The 16,188-nt window shown below is 65.3% G+C and carries 17 protein-coding genes; 9 read left to right on the top strand and 8 right to left on the bottom strand.

The genetic code is table 11. From position 1 onward, the window contains the following. Nucleotides 1-67 precede the first annotated feature (67 nt). Both NKF27_RS02025 and dacB read right to left on the bottom strand, forming a co-directional pair. On the bottom strand, nt 68-442 hold the full coding sequence (locus tag NKF27_RS02025) for a diacylglycerol kinase (RefSeq protein WP_045991417.1): 375 nt from the start codon (nt 440-442) through the stop codon (nt 68-70). A 37-nt stretch (nt 443-479) separates the two neighbouring features. Continuing rightward, complete coding sequence (dacB, locus tag NKF27_RS02020; RefSeq protein WP_108131161.1) at nt 480-1,958, bottom strand: D-alanyl-D-alanine carboxypeptidase/D-alanyl-D-alanine-endopeptidase; 1,479 nt, start codon at nt 1,956-1,958, stop codon at nt 480-482. A gap of 316 nt (nt 1,959-2,274) precedes the next feature. Between dacB and NKF27_RS02015 the strand changes: the two genes are divergently transcribed. After that, nucleotides 2,275-3,699 (top strand): mechanosensitive ion channel family protein, encoded by a 1,425-nt coding sequence (locus tag NKF27_RS02015; protein ID WP_253555152.1) that lies wholly within the window; start codon nt 2,275-2,277, stop codon nt 3,697-3,699. Here NKF27_RS02015 and NKF27_RS02010 read toward each other — a convergent pair. Both NKF27_RS02010 and NKF27_RS02005 read right to left on the bottom strand, forming a co-directional pair. Further along, a complete protein-coding gene (locus tag NKF27_RS02010) occupies nt 3,693-4,124 on the bottom strand; it encodes a multidrug efflux SMR transporter (RefSeq protein WP_083970209.1) in 432 nt (143 codons plus the stop codon). The two genes, NKF27_RS02015 and NKF27_RS02010, sit on opposite strands and share 7 nt — an antisense overlap. After that, nucleotides 4,019-4,435, bottom strand: a complete 417-nt coding sequence (locus NKF27_RS02005) for a PACE efflux transporter (RefSeq protein ID WP_253555151.1) — start codon at nt 4,433-4,435, stop codon at nt 4,019-4,021. Before NKF27_RS02005 ends, NKF27_RS02010 begins: the two co-directional genes overlap by 106 nt. A 113-nt stretch (nt 4,436-4,548) precedes the next feature. Here NKF27_RS02005 and NKF27_RS02000 point away from each other — a divergent pair, with 113 nt between their 5' ends. Beyond that, complete coding sequence (locus NKF27_RS02000; protein WP_253555150.1) at nt 4,549-5,454, top strand: LysR family transcriptional regulator; 906 nt, start codon at nt 4,549-4,551, stop codon at nt 5,452-5,454. 59 nt (nt 5,455-5,513) lie between these two features. Here NKF27_RS02000 and NKF27_RS01995 read toward each other — a convergent pair whose 3' ends face one another. After that, the gene (locus NKF27_RS01995; RefSeq protein ID WP_045991412.1) at nt 5,514-6,203 is read right to left on the bottom strand and encodes a tRNA (guanosine(46)-N(7))-methyltransferase TrmB; all 690 of its coding nucleotides are present in this window, start codon (nt 6,201-6,203) and stop codon (nt 5,514-5,516) included. A 543-nt stretch (nt 6,204-6,746) separates the two neighbouring features. On the opposite strand from NKF27_RS01995, the gene NKF27_RS01990 reads away from it, so the two are divergent. The 6 genes from NKF27_RS01990 (at nt 6,747) to NKF27_RS01965 (ending at nt 13,713) form a co-directional block, all read left to right on the top strand. After that, complete coding sequence (locus NKF27_RS01990; RefSeq protein WP_253556396.1) at nt 6,747-8,678, top strand: beta-ketoacyl synthase; 1,932 nt, start codon at nt 6,747-6,749, stop codon at nt 8,676-8,678. Next, nucleotides 8,678-9,157, top strand: coding sequence for a pantetheine-phosphate adenylyltransferase (coaD, locus tag NKF27_RS01985; RefSeq protein WP_045991410.1), 480 nt, complete (start codon nt 8,678-8,680; stop codon nt 9,155-9,157). Before NKF27_RS01990 ends, coaD begins: the two co-directional genes overlap by 1 nt. Before the next feature lie 187 nt (nt 9,158-9,344). Then, nucleotides 9,345-9,593, top strand: coding sequence for a YfhL family 4Fe-4S dicluster ferredoxin (locus tag NKF27_RS01980; protein WP_045991409.1), 249 nt, complete (start codon nt 9,345-9,347; stop codon nt 9,591-9,593). Nucleotides 9,594-10,237: 644 nt separating this feature from the next. Continuing rightward, the gene (locus NKF27_RS01975) at nt 10,238-11,581 is read left to right on the top strand and encodes an MATE family efflux transporter (protein WP_231498423.1); all 1,344 of its coding nucleotides are present in this window, start codon (nt 10,238-10,240) and stop codon (nt 11,579-11,581) included. A 151-nt stretch (nt 11,582-11,732) separates the two neighbouring features. Beyond that, nucleotides 11,733-13,040 (top strand): short-chain fatty acid transporter, encoded by a 1,308-nt coding sequence (locus tag NKF27_RS01970; RefSeq protein ID WP_045991402.1) that lies wholly within the window; start codon nt 11,733-11,735, stop codon nt 13,038-13,040. 169 nt (nt 13,041-13,209) lie between these two features. Then, on the top strand, nt 13,210-13,713 hold the full coding sequence (locus NKF27_RS01965) for an acyl-CoA thioesterase (RefSeq protein WP_045991401.1): 504 nt from the start codon (nt 13,210-13,212) through the stop codon (nt 13,711-13,713). Nucleotides 13,714-13,846: 133 nt separating this feature from the next. On the opposite strand, the gene NKF27_RS01960 is transcribed toward NKF27_RS01965, so the two are convergent. The 3 genes from NKF27_RS01960 to NKF27_RS01950 all read right to left on the bottom strand — a co-directional run bounded on the left by NKF27_RS01960 (nt 13,847) and on the right by NKF27_RS01950 (nt 15,569). Further along, nucleotides 13,847-14,161 (bottom strand): I78 family peptidase inhibitor, encoded by a 315-nt coding sequence (locus NKF27_RS01960; RefSeq protein ID WP_253555149.1) that lies wholly within the window; start codon nt 14,159-14,161, stop codon nt 13,847-13,849. A 370-nt stretch (nt 14,162-14,531) separates the two neighbouring features. Further along, entirely contained in the window at nt 14,532-14,663 is a 132-nt protein-coding gene (locus tag NKF27_RS01955; protein ID WP_045991399.1) for an entericidin A/B family lipoprotein, read from the bottom strand. Between the two features lie 159 nt (nt 14,664-14,822). After that, the gene (locus tag NKF27_RS01950; RefSeq protein WP_124804986.1) at nt 14,823-15,569 is read right to left on the bottom strand and encodes a sulfite exporter TauE/SafE family protein; all 747 of its coding nucleotides are present in this window, start codon (nt 15,567-15,569) and stop codon (nt 14,823-14,825) included. Nucleotides 15,570-15,660: 91 nt separating this feature from the next. On the opposite strand from NKF27_RS01950, the gene NKF27_RS01945 reads away from it, so the two are divergent. Further along, on the top strand, nt 15,661-16,086 hold the full coding sequence (locus tag NKF27_RS01945) for an HIT domain-containing protein (RefSeq protein WP_045991397.1): 426 nt from the start codon (nt 15,661-15,663) through the stop codon (nt 16,084-16,086). Nucleotides 16,087-16,188: the final 102 nt, after the last annotated feature.

Below are 16,188 nucleotides of genomic sequence, written 5' to 3'. Positions count from 1 at the left end.
CAAGCCCGGGCGTGTGAGCACGGTCCCTTGGGCCATCAGGCAAGCCCGGTCGTGTGAGCACGGCCGCCTATGCCATCAGGAATTTCTCCACGGCCAGCAGTCCCCAGGTCAGCCCCGCCATCGCCAGCGACAGCATCACCGCCGCCGAGCCGATGTCCTTGGCCCGACCGGACAGCACATGGCGCTCGGGGCCGATGCGATCGACCACGCTCTCGATGGCACTGTTGAGCAGTTCCACGATCAGCACCATGAAGCAGCTACCGACCAGCAGGATCCACTCCACCGGGGTGTCACCGATCCACCAGGCCAGCGGTACCAGCACCAGGCACAGCGCGAGCTCCTGACGAAAGGCGGATTCGTGACGAAAGGCGGCCCGCAGGCCCTTGAGCGAGTAACGCGTCGAGTGAATCAGGTGGCGCCAGCCGGTGTGTCCGGGCTTCATGAGGGTTCCTCGTGGCGAAAGGGGCGCTCCCGGCCCCTCAGTGGTTGGCAATCATGCGGTCGAGATCCAGGGATACCAGGTCAAGGACCCTGGCCCAGCTGATGTAAGGGGTGTTGGCGGTGCCATTGACCAGCACGGTGAAGACGCCGAAGCGGTGGCTGGCGGTACGGAAGTAGCCGGTCACCGCGCGTACCGCCACCGGCTGATTGAGGGTGCCGGTCTTGAGCGTCACGTGGCTCTGGAAGGTCGGTGAGCCGCGCCGGATAAAGCGCATGGGGCCGTTGGTCGGGGCCTGCAGGCCGGCGTTGAACACCGGGAACAGGTCCGCCCGCCCGAACATGTACTCGAGCAGAGCGTTGCCGCCCCGGGCCGAAATCTTGTTACCGGTGGTCAGGCCGCTGCCGCTTTCCAGGGTCACCTCGCCGTGGCCGGGCACCCGGGCGACGAAGGCCTCCAGCGCCGCACCGGCCTGATCGAGTTCGACCCGCGGCCCCTCCACCAGATCCAGCGCCAGCACATCGGCCATGTAGTTGTTGGAGTAGTTGAGCATGCGCAGCAGGATCTCCTGCAGCGGCTTGCCGTCCACCGCGGCCAGGCGACGGGCGCCGCCGGGGGGCGCCTCGCTGCTGGTGGCCACGCCGCCTTCGACGAGGATGCCGGAGCGCGCCAGCATGGCGTTGAGGGTCGCCGCCGTCTGGGCCGCCGGGTCGGCGCTGGCACGGTAGACCTCGCGCGGCAGGGCGTTGGACGAAATCTGGCCGCTGACCGTCAGGGTCTCGCCTTCGGCGCCATTGACCCGGGTCGCCTGCAGGCTGGTGCCGGCGTTGGCGCCCTGGGTGGTGACCCTGTTGTTGACCGCGAACAGCGGCGCCTGGCTGTTGCAGCCGGTGATACGCGCCGGGCCGCCGACGGCACCAGGCGCCACCTGCACGCACCAGCTACCGTAGTTGACCCCGGCCGAGGTCAGCAGCGCGCTGTAGGCGTTGTCGGAACGCTCGCGGGCGGTGCAGCGATCGATGGTCCGGCAGGTCACCGGACCGAAGCGCCATTGACTGACCACCAGCCGTCCGGTCACCCGGCGCACCCCGGCCTGGTGCAGACGCTGGGCCAGGCGCCACAGGTCCTCGCTGGTCAGGCTGGGATCGCCTCCCCCCACCATCACCAGATCGCCGGCCAGGGTACCGTCGCTTCCCGGGCGCGCGGTGCTGACAAGCTCGGTGGTGAAACGATGCTGCGGGCCCCAGGCATCCAGCGCCGCTGCCGCGGTGTAGACCTTGGTCACCGAGGCCGGGGTAAGCTGGCGCTCCGGGGTCAGGCTGCCGAGGGTCTCGCCGGGTGCATCACCGGTGCCGAGCAGACGTGCCTCGGCACTGATCAGAAAGCCCTGCTTGGATAATTCGGCCAGATTGCCGAAGCCGGCGGCCTGCGCCGAGGCGGCGGACAACAGCGTGAGGCACAACGCCACCAGGGCGGAAACGAGGAGAACGGGCCAGGCGAATGGCGAGCGAGGCGACATGAAGACTTCCCTGCGATGAACGGGCGTTGCGCCCATGCGGCGCAACGAGGGCCGAGTCTACCGCCTGGCGTCCAAGGATTCGACTATAGCTTGATGACATGACCACGCACGCTCTCTACGCCACCGGGCCGGCGGCGGATCGGTGACGATTCTCACAATCCTCGGAGAACCACCCGCCTAATTCGACCGACGTCACCCGACGCACGACCGCGCGTATCGACGAGCAGAAACAGCGCCAGCCAAGCACAGCCTGCAGTAGCTAAGCCAGGAAAATACCAGCATGCTGAGAAGCGACTTGCATTCGTGGAGAAAGGCCATGCGCGGGATCCTGTACGTACTGATCCTTGGCACCATGCTTGGCAACGTCGTACTCGACAGCAGCGCACGTGCCCAGGAGGCGCCGAGCGTCGAGGGCACCCAGACGATCGCGGTCTCAGAGCGCACCGAGGATGCCGATATCGAACGTCGATTGACCGGCATTCTGGCCTCGGCCGGCTGGTATCGTAGTCTCGCCGTCGAGGTCAAGGAAGGCATCGTCTACCTGGACGGTGCGACGGCCTCGGGGAACCACCGCGACTGGGCCGGTTCCCTGGCCGCCAAGACCGAGGGCGTTGTTGCCGTCGTCAATCGCATCGAGGTACAGCCCGAATTCACGCTGTCGCTGACGCCGGTCATCGACGAACTTGGGCGCTTTGGCCGCGAGGCGCTGACCTATGTACCGCTGGCCTTGCTGGCGTTGCTGGTGCTGCCGCTGGCCTGGCTGCTTGCACGCCTGGTCTCGGCGCTGGCCAGGCGTCTGTTGCGCAAGCGTGTCGCCTCGCCCTTTCTACGCCAGGTGCTGGCCCGTGCCATCGCCCTTCCTGTGTTGCTGCTCGGCATCTATCTCATCCTGCAGGTCGCCGGGTTGACCGGCCTGGCGTTTTCCGTGGTCGGCGGCGCCGGCATGATCGGCATTGTCGTATCCTTTGCCTTTCGCGACATCGCCGAGAACTTCCTGGCCACGCTGATCATGTCGATACGCCAGCCCTTTCGTCGCGGCGACTGGATCACCGTCGCAGAGCACAGCGGAATCGTGCAAAGCATGAACGCCCGCTCGACGGTGCTGCTGTCTGCCGAGGGCAATCATATTCAGATTCCCAATGCCACGATCTTCAAGACGATCGTCATCAACTACTCCACCTCACCAGGCCTCAGGACCAGCGTCGATATCGGCATCGGCTACGATGACTCTGTCACCCATGCCCAGACGCTGATCCATCAGGTTCTGACCGCGCACGAAGCGATCATCGCGCACCCCGAACCCATGGTACTGGTCGATGCCCTTGGCGCATCCACGGTCAATCTCAAGGCCTACTTCTGGTTTGACGGCCAGACCATCGCCGGCGTCAAGCTGCGCTCGGCAGTACTGCGCCAGATCAAGAACACCTTGACCGAAGCCGGTATCTCGATGCCGGACGAGGCCCGGGAAATCATCTTTCCCCAGGGTGTACCCGTCGTTTCCCCATCGGAAGTCTCCGCCGTCGAGCCGCCTCAGGGAGTCGCGACACCGGCCACGCCAGCACCGAGCAACGTCGTCCCGGCCAGCGACAATGCCGACGTCACCAGTGCCGAAGGCGGCCTCGAGACCGAACGCCGGGCCATCGAGCAGTCCATCGGCACTACGACGCCGCCGGAAGGCCGCACCGACCTGCTGGGCGGCAACGACTCAACCCGGTCACACGACGAACCACCCCATCAGTGAGAGGACACCGAGGAAAACAGCTGAATGACAGCGACACCTCCCACGATCATGGCCAATCCGATCACCGCGGGAAGGTCTGGCTTCTCGCCGTAGACCACGATACCCACCAGGGTCACCAGCACGATGCCAAGCCCCGCCCAGAAGGCGTAGGCGATGCCTACCGGCACGCTGCGCAGCACCAGTGACAACAGATAGAAGGCCGCCAGGTAGCCGACCACCACCACCACGCTTGGCCACAGCCGGGTGAACTCGTTGGAGGCCTTGAGCGCCGAGGTGGCGATGACCTCGGCCACGATGGCGAGCGCCAGGTACAAGTAGCTCATCCGTTTGCTCCGTGGAGTCGACGTTCGACGATGCGGTCGAACAGGGAATTGAAGACCATGGCATAGACCAGAAAGAACAGCATGAAGCCGGCGTCGAGCCAGAATGCCTCGACCAGGCCGATCTCCATCCACCAGGCCACCGCCGGCAGGGTCATGATCAGAAGCCCGGTCTCGAAGCCCATGGCCTGGGCGAAGCGCTGGGACAGGGTGCGCCGACGGGTCGGCAGCCAGCGATCGAACAGCCAGTTCCAGACCAGGTTCCAGAGCATGGCGGCGGTGGCCAGCCCCGCCGCCAGCGCGCCCATCTCGCCCAGACCGTGGCCTGTCAGCACGCTGGCCAACGGGGTGACGATCACCAGCCCGCCGAGTTCAAACGACACCACATGGACCAGGCGTTCCTTGAGCGACCGCATTTGACTACCCCCGCCGACGGCATGATGACTATCGATGGATCGCTATTCTAGTGACTTGGACGATGGTTACCAGGTAGCTACTATCAGGTTTTACGATAGGTGAGACCCACCCCATGCACTGGACCCTGGATCAGCTACGCCTGTTCATTGCCTGCGCCGAGCGTGGCTCCTTCTCCGCCGCGGCGCGCCACCTTGGCCGCGCCCAGTCGGCAGTGAGCACCGCCATCGCCCATCTCGAGCTCGATCTGGCCTGCGAGTTGTTCGACCGCAGTTCGCGCTCGCCAACCCTGACCCCGGCGGGTCAGGCGCTGCTGCCGGAAGCCAGGGCGGTACTGGCCCAGTGCGAGCGCCTGAATGCGCGAGCCGCGACCCTGTCCCAGGGCGAGGAGGCCCAGCTGGTGGTGGCGATCCACGAGGCGCTGGTCGAAATGCCGCCGGTGGATGCCACCCTGGAGGCACTGGCGCAACACTACCCGGCGCTGTCGCTGACCCTGCTCTACGGCGCCCAGGGCGACGTCGCCGACTGGGTCGAACAGGGCACCGCCCATCTCGGCATCCTGTTGAGCCAGGCCCACACCGCCGGCCCGCTGGAGGGTCGACGTATCGCCCACCTGCGCCAGCGCTGGGTGGCCGGTAGCGACCACCCCCTGGCCAGCGTCCGCTCGGTGACCCATAGCGAACTGGCCCATCATCGCCAGCTGATGATCGCCTCGCGCCAGCCAGACCGTCAGGCCGAACAACCGTTGAGCCCCCAGCACTGGCGACTCAACAGCTTCTACTCCATGGCCGAGTTGACCGCCCGCGGGCTTGGCTGGTCGCTGGTACCGGAGCACATCGCGCACTATCCGCCCTTCCGTCGCCAGCTGGTCGAGCTGACCGGACCGGGACTCGGCGAGCCCCCCACCATCGAGGTGGAGACGGTGGCCCGCCGCGACGCCGCCCGTGGCCCCATCGCCAGCTGGCTCGCCCGGACCCTGGGCGAAAGCTTCCGCGCGCTAGAGCACAATTCGTCCCGGTGAGCCATTTGCCGTGAACACCCCCTGGTAGAGTGCCGGCCTGGGAGTCGGCGAGTGGCCGCTTACATGCCGGGCATCAGCCCCGGGCGATGGTCAAGGTTGACGACCAGATGCCACAGCGGCTGGTGGTGCTCATGGTACTTGCGCTCGAAGTGGGTGAGCGGGTCATCGCCGGGGTCGAAGGGCCCCAGCGGTGTGGTGACGCCGGTGGCCCGGGACACGGCGATGGCGAACTCCTCGATGTACAGACGCCAGTTGGAGCGCACCTCGAGGCGTCCGCCCAGGCCGACGATGGCGGGAAATACCGGATGCCCGTGCCAGCGCAGCTTGAGCTGCACCGACTTGGGATAGGGGTTGGGGTACAGCAGGTAGTGGCGCTCCGGTCGCCAGCCTTCCGCCAGCGCCAGCCGCCAGAAGTCGACCAGGTCGGCGCGCACCAGCAGGGCGTTGTCCGGCAGCCGGCCGTGGTCCCGCGACAGTCGATCGGCGCTGCGATCGACGCCGATCACGCAGTGCTCGGGAAACCGCTCGGCCAGCTTGCGGGTCGACAGCCCGACCCCACAGCAGGCGTCGAGAATAAGCCCTCGCTCACCCTGAGCCCTGCGCCAGGTCTCGGCCTCGGCGAAGGCTTCACGGGTGTGCTCGGCCAGCGGCTTGCGCCAGACATGGGACAGACCGCGACTGACCCGACGCGGCAGGTCCTCGTGGGGGCCGGTCTGGTTCGAGGTGACGATGCGGGGGGCGTCGGACATGGGCGATCTCGGGCAGTGGAAACGGCGAGGCGAAGACCTGGTCTTGCCCTGGCGTGCAGTGTATCAAGTGCCTCACGCGTAAGCAGGGGCTTACACCGCAGGACTCGCCCCGCCTTCACCATCCACGTTGTCGAGCGAGACCAGGCGCGAGCCCCGGCGCCAAGCCTTTCTCCCCCTTGGCTTCACCGAAACGCGCATGACTGAGGCAAGACCAAGTGCTAACATCGCTGGCCTGAATCCCTCTCCCATGGCAATATCGAACGGCGTTTTGCTTGGGGCGCACGCGGCATCGCGCGAGGCACGACTCCTCGCCGCCAGAATGGTGAGGTTCAGGCTCCTCTCGACCGACGCTTGCAGGCGATCGTCACGCTATCGCTGCAAGGCAACACGAGAGTCGAGCCGACTTTACCTCGTTCACGGACAGCCAGGCTGTCCGGGTCTGTCGCAGCACCCTTCAATGTCGTTTCTCCGCTCCGAGAGCGAGCCTTTCACCCGCTTCAATACGAGGACTCCGGCTTGTCACACTTACCGGTGATCGTGGGCATGGGCGGCGTCAACCCGGCCGGCCGTACCTCGGGCCACCAGGCCTTCCGTCGCACCGTGCTCGACGCCCTTCCCGAGGCCGAGCAGACCTCCACCCTGCTCGGCCTGGCGGCGATGATGCGCCTGGCGCACTGCGACGCCGACCAGCGCTGGCACAACGCCCAGGGGCAGGTGCTCGATGCCGCCCAGCTGGCGCTGGAGACCCGCGACCAGGTGCTCAGTCACACCCTGATTCGTCGCATCGAGGATCCCCGCTTCAATGACGAGGGGCTGCCCGCCAATCGCCGCGCCAACCTGGCGCTGGAATCGCCGTTGACCTTTCGCCTGCGCCGCAGGCAGCTACCGGACAACCTGCCGCCCACCTGGCAGGTGCGTGAGGTCGATCGCCATCATCTGGAAGTCACGGTACCCGCCGGCCAGATGGACGTGATGCTGCCAGAGACCCGCCAGGCCCAGGTCCGCGCCGCAGGCCAGTTGCCCAGCGGCTTCGACCCGAGTCAGCTCTACCGTAGCGTGCACCACCCGCGCGGGCTGTCCATGGCGGTATTCGCCGCCAGCGACTGCCTCGGTGACAGTGGACTCGACTGGGACTCGCTGCGCGACCGCCTGGACCCGGACGCCATCGCCGTCTATGCCGGCAACTCCATCGGTCAGCTCGACGACGAGGGCTGGGGAGGCCTGCTCAAGAGCTTCGTCTCGGGCAAGCGCGCGACCTCCAAGCAGATGCCGCTGGGCTACGGCCAGATGCCCGCTGACTTCCTCAATGCCTATGTGCTGGGTAGCGTCGGTGCCACCGGCGCCGCTCTGGGCGCCTGCGCCAGCTTCCTCTACAACCTGCGCCTGGGCATCGACGACATCAGAAGCGGCCGCCGCCGCATCGTCATGGTCGGCACCTCGGACGCCCCGATCACCCCCGAGATCATCGAGGGCTTTCGCACCATGGGGGCGCTGGCCGACGACGACAGCCTCAAGGCGCTGGACGCCCTGGAGCTTCTGACCGACGCCGACTACCAGCGCGCCAGCCGTCCCTTCGCCCGCAACTGTGGCTTTACCATGGGTGAGTCCAGCCAGTTCGTGATGCTGATGGACGACAGTCTGGCGCTGGAAGTGGGTGCCGATATCCTGGCCGCCGCACCGGAGGTGTTCGTCAACGCCGACGGCTGGAAGCGTTCGATCTCGGCCCCCGGCATCGGCAACTACGTGACCCTCGGCAAGGCCTGCTCGCTGATTCGCGACATGCTCGGCGAGACCAGCCTGCGAGAACGCAGCTATATCCACGCCCACGGCACCTCGACGCCGAAGAACCGCACCACCGAGTCCCATGTGTTCGACGCCGTGGCCAAGGCCCACGGCATCACCGACTGGCCGGTGGTGGCGATCAAGGCCTACCTTGGCCACTCCCAGGGCAGCGCCGCCGGCGACCAGCTCACCAACGCCCTGGGCAGCTTCGCCTACGGCCTGCTGCCGGGCATCTGTACCCTCGACCGGGTCGCCGACGACGTCCACGCCGAACGCCTGCGACTGTTCAAGGACACCCAGGCGTTCAAGGCCGACGCCAGCCTGATCAACGCCAAGGGCTTTGGCGGCAACAACGCCACCGGGGTGCTGATCTCCCCCGAGGCCACCGAACGGCTGCTGGCCAAGCGCCACGGCGCCGATGCCATGGCCGCCTGGCGCGAGCGTCGCGAGGCGACCCGGGCCCAGGCCGCCGTCTACCACCAACAGGCCGATGCGGGACACTTCGCCGTGCGCTATCGTTTCGGTGAAGGCGTGCTGGAAGGCCCTGAGCTTGAGGTCGGTGCCGACAGCATCCACATCCCCGGCTACCAGCAGCCGGTGTCGCTGAGCGTGGACAATCCCTTCGGCCGGCTCGACGAAGCCGGCGACGAGATGGACACGCCGTTCGCTGACGAGAGACAGGAGAAGAGGTGATGACCACCGCCATCTATCCTGGCACCTTCGATCCCATCACCAATGGCCACTATGACCTGATCGAGCGCGCCTCGCGGCTGTTCGGCAAGGTGGTGGTGGCCATCGCCTCGAGCCCTGGCAAGGGCCCGACGCTGGATCTGGACACCCGTCTGGCGCTGACCCGAGAGGTGGTTGCCTCCCTTGGCAACGTCGAGGTGGTGGGCTTTTCCGGCCTGATGACGGAGTTCATGAAAGAGCAGAACGCCCGGGTGCTGCTGAGAGGACTGCGCGCCGTCTCCGACTTCGAGTACGAGCTGCAATTGGCCAACATGAACCGTGCCCAGATGCCGGACCTGGAGACCGTGTTCCTGACCCCGGAGGTGGAGAACTCCTACATTTCCTCCACCCTGGTGCGGGAGATCTCTCGGCTGGGCGGCGACATCTCGAAGCATGTGCACCCCAAGGTCGCACAAACCCTGCGTAGCCATTACAATACTTGACCATCACACTGGGAATTGACCTCGGCGCGCTGCGATCAGGCCGTGGTCTTCCCATTGATTCCGAACTCCAGGGTGGCTATCGGCCATGCCGAGCCCCCGTGCAGCCTGCCCGGCCCCCTCGCGACGGCGAGATTCCGGCGGCTCGCTGCCTTGGCCCTGTGGCCACGACTCTGCGCGAGGACCCCCAATGTCACTGATGATCACCGACGAGTGCATCAACTGCGACGTCTGCGAACCGGAATGCCCCAATGGCGCCATTTCTCCCGGCGAGGAGATCTACGTCATCGACCCCAACCTGTGCACCGAATGCGTGGGCCACTATGACGAGCCCCAGTGCCAGCAGGTGTGTCCGGTGGACTGCATTCCGCTGGACCCGGAGCGGGTCGAGAGCCATGATCAGCTGATGGAGAAGTACCACATCATCACCGCTGCCTGAGTCCGGCAACGGGCCAAGCCTGCAGTACGACGCAAGCCACGACCCGCAAACCACGGCCCGAAAATCTCAACGAGCCGCCCAAGGGCGGCTCGTGTCGTTTCAAGGGTTCGCCATTGGCTGTTTGCGGCAGCGCGGGCGACTCTTCAACAGAACACCAGACGTAGGCTGATCAAAAGACACAGCAAGGCCCCAGACACCAGCACACCTCGCTGCAACAGCATCAGTGTCCATCGCCACCACCGCTGCTTCCACTGTCGTCGCGCTCGCTGATCAAGCTTCATGATCGACATCCGTGGCCTGGAGAGCCTCTCCGTGTGCTGACGAAGCTGGGCTCTTTTGTCTCTTCACAACCGATGGTTGAGGTTGAACCGTGAGGTGGCGACCGCAGGCCACCGTCGATGCACACCACCACAGGCAATCTTTGCTAATCAAGTAATAGACAAAGCAACGAACCATTGTCAGCAAAAGCGACGGAATTACCGAAGTCAACTCAGTGACCGGCAGACATCAGCCCTCCTCCGAGCAACATATCCCGGCTGTGGGTCCCGGCTACGTCCTTGACCCCCCTCCTCCTTCCCCGGACACTTGCCCACCTCGCCGCCGTCCCGTAGCGCCCTTGCCTTCAGCCGAACAGGCCTTTCATCGTGTCGACCTCCACCAGCACCTTCTCGTCCACCCTCGAACGCCTGCCGCGCATCGCCGGCCTGGCCTGGCCGATCATCCTGTCCAATATCACGGTGCCGCTGCTGGGCCTCGTCGACACCGCCGTGGTCGGCCACCTGCCCGACTCACGCTACCTGGCCGGAGTGACGCTGGGCGCGACCCTGTTCGGCTTCCTCTACTGGGGGTTTGGCTTTCTGCGCATGGGGACCACCGGCCTGACCTCCCAGGCGCTGGGACGCGAGCGCGACGATCAGGTGCGCCATCTGCTGGGGCAGTCGCTGCTGTTGGCAGGAGGGATCGGACTTGCGCTGATCCTGCTGGGTGACCCGCTGATCGCGCTGGGGCTATGGCTACTGGACGGAAGCCCCGAGGCTACCGGGCTCGCCGAGAGCTACGCCGCCATTCGTCTGCTGTCGGCGCCAGCGGTGCTGGCCAATTACGCCATCCTCGGCTGGTTCCTCGGCCAGCAGAACAGTCGGGTGACGCTGTTGCTGCTGCTGACCAACAACGGCGTCAATATCGTGCTCGATGTGCTGTTCGTGGTGGGGCTCGACATGACCAGCGATGGCGTGGCCTGGGCCACGGTAATCGCCGACTACACCACCGCCGCCCTGGGGCTGTGGCTGTGCCGTCGACGCCTGGGCCGACTGGGCGGACATTTCGAGCGGGCGCGACTGTTGACCATTGGCGCCTACCGGGAGCTGTTCTCGGTCAACGCCAACCTGTTCGTGCGCACCCTTGGCCTGCTGTTCGCCCAGGCCTTCTTTACCGCCCAGGGGGCGTCCCAGGGGGACACCGTGCTGGCCGCCAACGCGGTGCTGCTGCAGTTCATCATGCTGACCTCCTACGGCCTGGACGGCTTCGCCAACGCCGCCGAGGCCCTCACCGGTCACGCCATCGGTCGCCGTCGTTTCGATGACTTCGCGCTGTCGGTGCGCGCGGCGGCGTTGTGCTCGCTGGCCACCGCGGCCCTGGCAAGCCTCGCCTTCGCGCTGGGTGGCAACGCTCTGATCGCGCTGCTTACCGGCCTGCCGGAGGTGCGCGCCACGGCGGCCCAGTTTCTGCCCTGGATGGTCGCCATGCCGCTGATCGCGGTGTGGAGCTACCTGCTCGATGGGGTCTTCATCGGCGCCACCGCGATTGCCGAAATGCGTAACTCCATCTTCATCGGTCTGGCGGTCTATCTACCGCTGTGGTGGCTGACCCAGGGTCTCGGCAACCACGGCCTGTGGCTGGCCTTTACGACCTTTACCGCAGTGCGCTCGGCGGTACTTGTGACCTACTATCTTCGCTATCGCAGCACGCGCTGGCGTGACACCGCCTGAGGAGCGACGGCCGAAGATCACCGATGGTGAATGTGCCGAGACGTTATCTGCCTTACAGGTGGTTTTGACTCACGGGCGCCTGCTGCGGCACCGTTGACTCCCAGTGGCCCGGGAAGGCCCTCTTTCACAACCAGAAGAAGCGATACACGCCATGCTGAGAGCATTGTCACGACCCGCCGTGAAACTGGTGGAACGCTATCTGCCAGATCCCTACATCTTCGTCCTGTTGCTGACGATCATCGCCGCCGCAGCAGCCATCGCCATCGAACGCCAGTCGCCCATGGCCGTGCTCACCTACTGGGGTGACGGCTTCTGGAACCTGCTGAGCTTCTCCATGCAGATGCTGCTGGTGCTGGTCACCGGCTTCATGCTGGCAAGCTCACCGCCGGTAAAGCGACTGCTGCAGAGCCTGGCGGGCCTTGCCAACAATGCCGGCGCCGCCATCCTGCTGGTGACCCTGGTGTCGCTGGCGGCCAGCTGGATCAACTGGGGCTTCGGCCTGGTGGTCGGCGCCCTGTTCGCCAAGGAGCTGGCCCGGGTCATTCGGGTGGACTACCGCCTGCTGGTGGCCAGCGCCTACTCCGGCTTCGTGGTCTGGCACGGTGGTCTTGCCGGCTCGGTGCCGCTGACCATCGCCACCGATGGCCACTTCTCGGTGGAGCAGATCGGCGTGATCGGCACCAGCGAGACGATCTTCTCCTACTTCAACCTGTTGATCGTGCTAGCTCTTTTCATCGCGGTGCCGCTGGTCAACCGGCTGATGCTGCCCGGCGAAAAGGAAAGCGTCTACGTCGATCCGGCGCTGCTGGGAGATGACGAAGACCGTCGGGTACGCATCACCCGCCCGGCCGAGCGCCTCGAGAACAGCATGACTCTGGCGCTGCTGGTAGGCGTACCGGGTCTGATCTATCTAATCAGCTACTTCGTCGGCGGCGGCGGTCTGAACCTGAACGTGGTCAACTTCATGTTCCTGTTCCTGGCCATCATCCTCCACCGCACCCCCCAGAGCCTGCTCAACAGCCTGCACGAGGGCATCAAGGGTGGCGCCGGCATCGTCATCCAGTTCCCCTTCTACGCCGGCATCATGGCCATCATGATCCAGTCGGGACTGGCCGAGACCATGTCCGAGGCGATGATCTCCTTTGCCACCGAGACCAGCCTGCCGTTCTGGACCTTCCTCAGCGCAGGCATCGTCAACATGTTTGTGCCCTCCGGCGGCGGCCAGTGGGCGGTTCAGGCCCCGGTGGTCATTCCTGCCGCCCAGGCGCTTGGTGTGGATATTCCCCGCGCGGCCATGGCCGTGGCCTGGGGTGACGCCTGGACCAACCTGCTGCAGCCCTTCTGGGCGCTGCCGGTGCTTGGCATCGCCGGACTAAAGGCCAAGGACATCATGGGCTTCTGCCTGATCCAGCTGTTCGTCACCGGCATCATCATCTCGGTCTGCCTGACCTGGCTGTAGAGGCCTCCCGGAGCGTCAGCCGGGCGCCAGGCGACCTGTACAGCCGAGGCGACAACTGACTTTCAACGAGCGCCTTGTCCCCTTGCCGGGGGGCAAGGCGTTATGCTGTGGTGGAGCGCCAGACAGACGCCTACAGCCCCCCCGCGCACCGTATTCCGAGGAAACTTCGATGGCAGAGCAGAGCCTACCGGGTCAGCACGAATTGAGCATGACCGTACTGATGACCCCCGACATGGCCAATTTCAGTGGCAAGGTACACGGTGGCGCCATCCTCAAGAAGCTCGACGAGGTCGCCTACGCCTGCGCCAGCCGCTATTCAGGCCATTATGTGGTGACCCTGTCGGTGGACCAGGTGCGCTTCAAGCAACCGATCCACGTGGGCGAGCTGGTGACCTTTCTGGCCAGCGTCAACCATGTGGGCCGCTCCTCCATGGAGATCGGCATCAAGGTGGTGGCGGAGGACATCCGCCAGAAGGTCATTCGCCACACCAACAGCTGCTACCTGACCATGGTGGCGGTGGACCCCGACGGCCGCCCGGCCTCGGTGCCTCCGCTGACCCTGGACACGCCGATCCGCAAGCTGCGCTACGAAAAAGCCGCGTTGCGCAAGAAGTTGCGCAAGCAGGCCGAAGAGGAAGAGATGCGAACGAACCAGGAACTGGGCGAGCGCTGACGGCGTGCCATCCCCCGACAGCTCGATACGTCTTCACACAACCAGTCCACACAACCAGTCCACACAACCAGTCCACACAACAAGGCCGCCCCGAAGGGCGGCCTTGTCGATTGCCGGGCGGGCAGCATGACGCTCAGCCGCAAGCCAGCTCACGGATGACATCGGCATCATCCAGGCGCACGTTGAGGCGATCCAGCCGCAGGTCCATGGTGGCAACCCCGCCGGGACGCAGCACCCGCACCGTCTTGGCCCCGCTCTCGGACTTGAGCCGTTCATCGAAACTGGCGTCGTAGCTCTGGCCGACCAGACCCTGCACCGCCTCGGCGTCGCAGGCCTCGGCCAGGGGAGCGCGCTTCGGCGGCAGCGGTGCCGGTTCGCCGGATCCGCCGGACGACGACGAGCAGCCGGCCAGAGCGGCGACCAGCAGCAGGGGAAGAAGTGGTTTCATCGATGGCCTCCAGTGCCAGAAATCCTTGTGCAAGCGCCCGCCAGCCTCGTATCGCTGCAGCGCGCCTCAAAACCTATCACGACGCTGCGCCTGACGGACAGGCCGTGGTCAACTCGTTGCCAACTGACAGACCTGGCGGTCGGGACGACGAACATGGAACCTGTTGGAGACAGCAATGGCGGGAAAGTTCCGACGGAGAAACAGATAGCGCGAGTCAGCAGAGGCACGGCGATAGAGGCGCGGCGATAAAGAGCACCCATGGGGAGAACAGCGACGACGAGGCGGCTCACTGCCGTGGTTCTTCTCGCTGCCCCTGCGTTTCCTGGCTCGGTCTAGCGGGAACGTTTCCGGCTAGACCGAGCTTTTCTGGCTAGCTGGAGCTTTTCTGGATCGCCTCTCCACCCTTCTCGATATCCTCGCCCACCCCACGAACGGTGTTGCAGCCGTTCAACAGCGCCAGGGTGAATACTGATACCAGAATCAACGACAGCATCCTTTTCATGGTTCCTATCTCCTTGCAGCCAGGCAGGTAAGCGAAATACATCATCCTCTGACAATCTAGCACGATCACCGCCTACCGCTAGCCTCCCAGCCAACGCTCGGACGAGGTAATCCGCCACACGGCACAACGCCAGACGCCGTCCGGCTACTGCGAAGCCACTCACGACAGCGCCAGCTTGAGAATGATCACGGCAATCACCGCCACCGTCAGCCACTTGACCACCATGGCGCCACGGGAGCTCATGTTGACCTTCACCGCCAGCCAGGCCCCGGTCATGCTGCCGGCAGCCAGCACCAGGCCGTAGCTCCAGCGCACCTGGTCGTGCCACAGGAAGATGGCCAGCGCCGGCAGGGTGTAGACCAGGATGATCAGTACCTTGAAGGCGTTGACCTGGCCAAGATCGATCTTGAGCATGCGATAGAGCACGATCATGAACAGGATGCCGACACCCACCTGCAGAAAGCCGCCATAGAGCCCGATGACAAACATCGCCAGATAGACCCCCGGGGTCAGTCGCTCGACGGTCAGCGGGCGGGTGTCGAGCTTCGGCTGGGGCAACAGCATGATGATCGCCGCGGCCACCATCACCACCATCAAAATGGTTTCGAACAGGGCGTCGCTGACCCTGAGCGCCAGCCACACCCCCAGCATCGAGCCCAGTACCGCGGGCACCGACAGGCGCAGGCTGAGACGGATATGACGGGCGCCGGCGCGGAAGAAGTTGGCCACCGCCGACACGCTCTGCAGGGTGATCGACACCCGGTTGGTACCGTTGGCCACCTGCGGCGGCAGGCCCAGAAACATCAACAGCGGCAGGGTCAGCATCGAGCCCCCGGCCGCCAGCACATTGATAAAACCTGCCACGATACCCGCAAGCAGCAGGGCCACTCCCTCGACTGGCGTCATCTGTCGTCCTCTGTTCGAATCATCTACGTTGTCACCCTGCCCACCCGCTCTGATGTACCCTAGGCGCTGGACACCATCCTGGAGGCCTTGCATGAGCGACTTCGTCGTCGATCCGCGCCTCGTCGCGGACAGCTACCCCATCACCGAACTGCCACTGTGTCAGCTGCGGCTGATGGACGACGCCCGCTATCCCTGGCTGGTGCTGATCCCGCGCCGCGCCGAGGTGAGCGAGGTGTACGATCTGTCCGAACAGGACCAGCAGCAGCTATGGCGAGAGGCCACCCGCATCGGCAAGGCGTTGAAGGCCTATGCCAGCGGCGACAAGCTCAATATCGCCAGCCTCGGCAATATGGTCGCGCAACTGCACATCCACGTCATCGTTCGCCACCAGGGCGACCCTGCCTGGCCTGGCCCGGTGTGGGGTCAGGGGCAGGCGACGCCCTACGACAAGGACAGCCTTGCCGCCACCAAGGACCGTATCCTGGCGCTGGCAGGCGGGCTTTCCTTCAAGGGTTGAACGAGACGGTATCATGCTCGGGGCAGTGCTCGGGGCAGTGCCCCGGGCATGGCCCCGGGCCGCCAGATAGCGGACTACAGCCCAGGTCCCATCGCGAAAGCC

Origin of the sequence: Halomonas sp. DN3, assembly GCF_024137905.1 — a bacterium.
Lineage (GTDB): Bacteria > Pseudomonadota > Gammaproteobacteria > Pseudomonadales > Halomonadaceae > Halomonas > Halomonas litopenaei.
The sequence above is the reverse complement of the archived record's forward strand: the minus strand, read 5'-3'. Positions and strand labels throughout refer to the sequence as shown.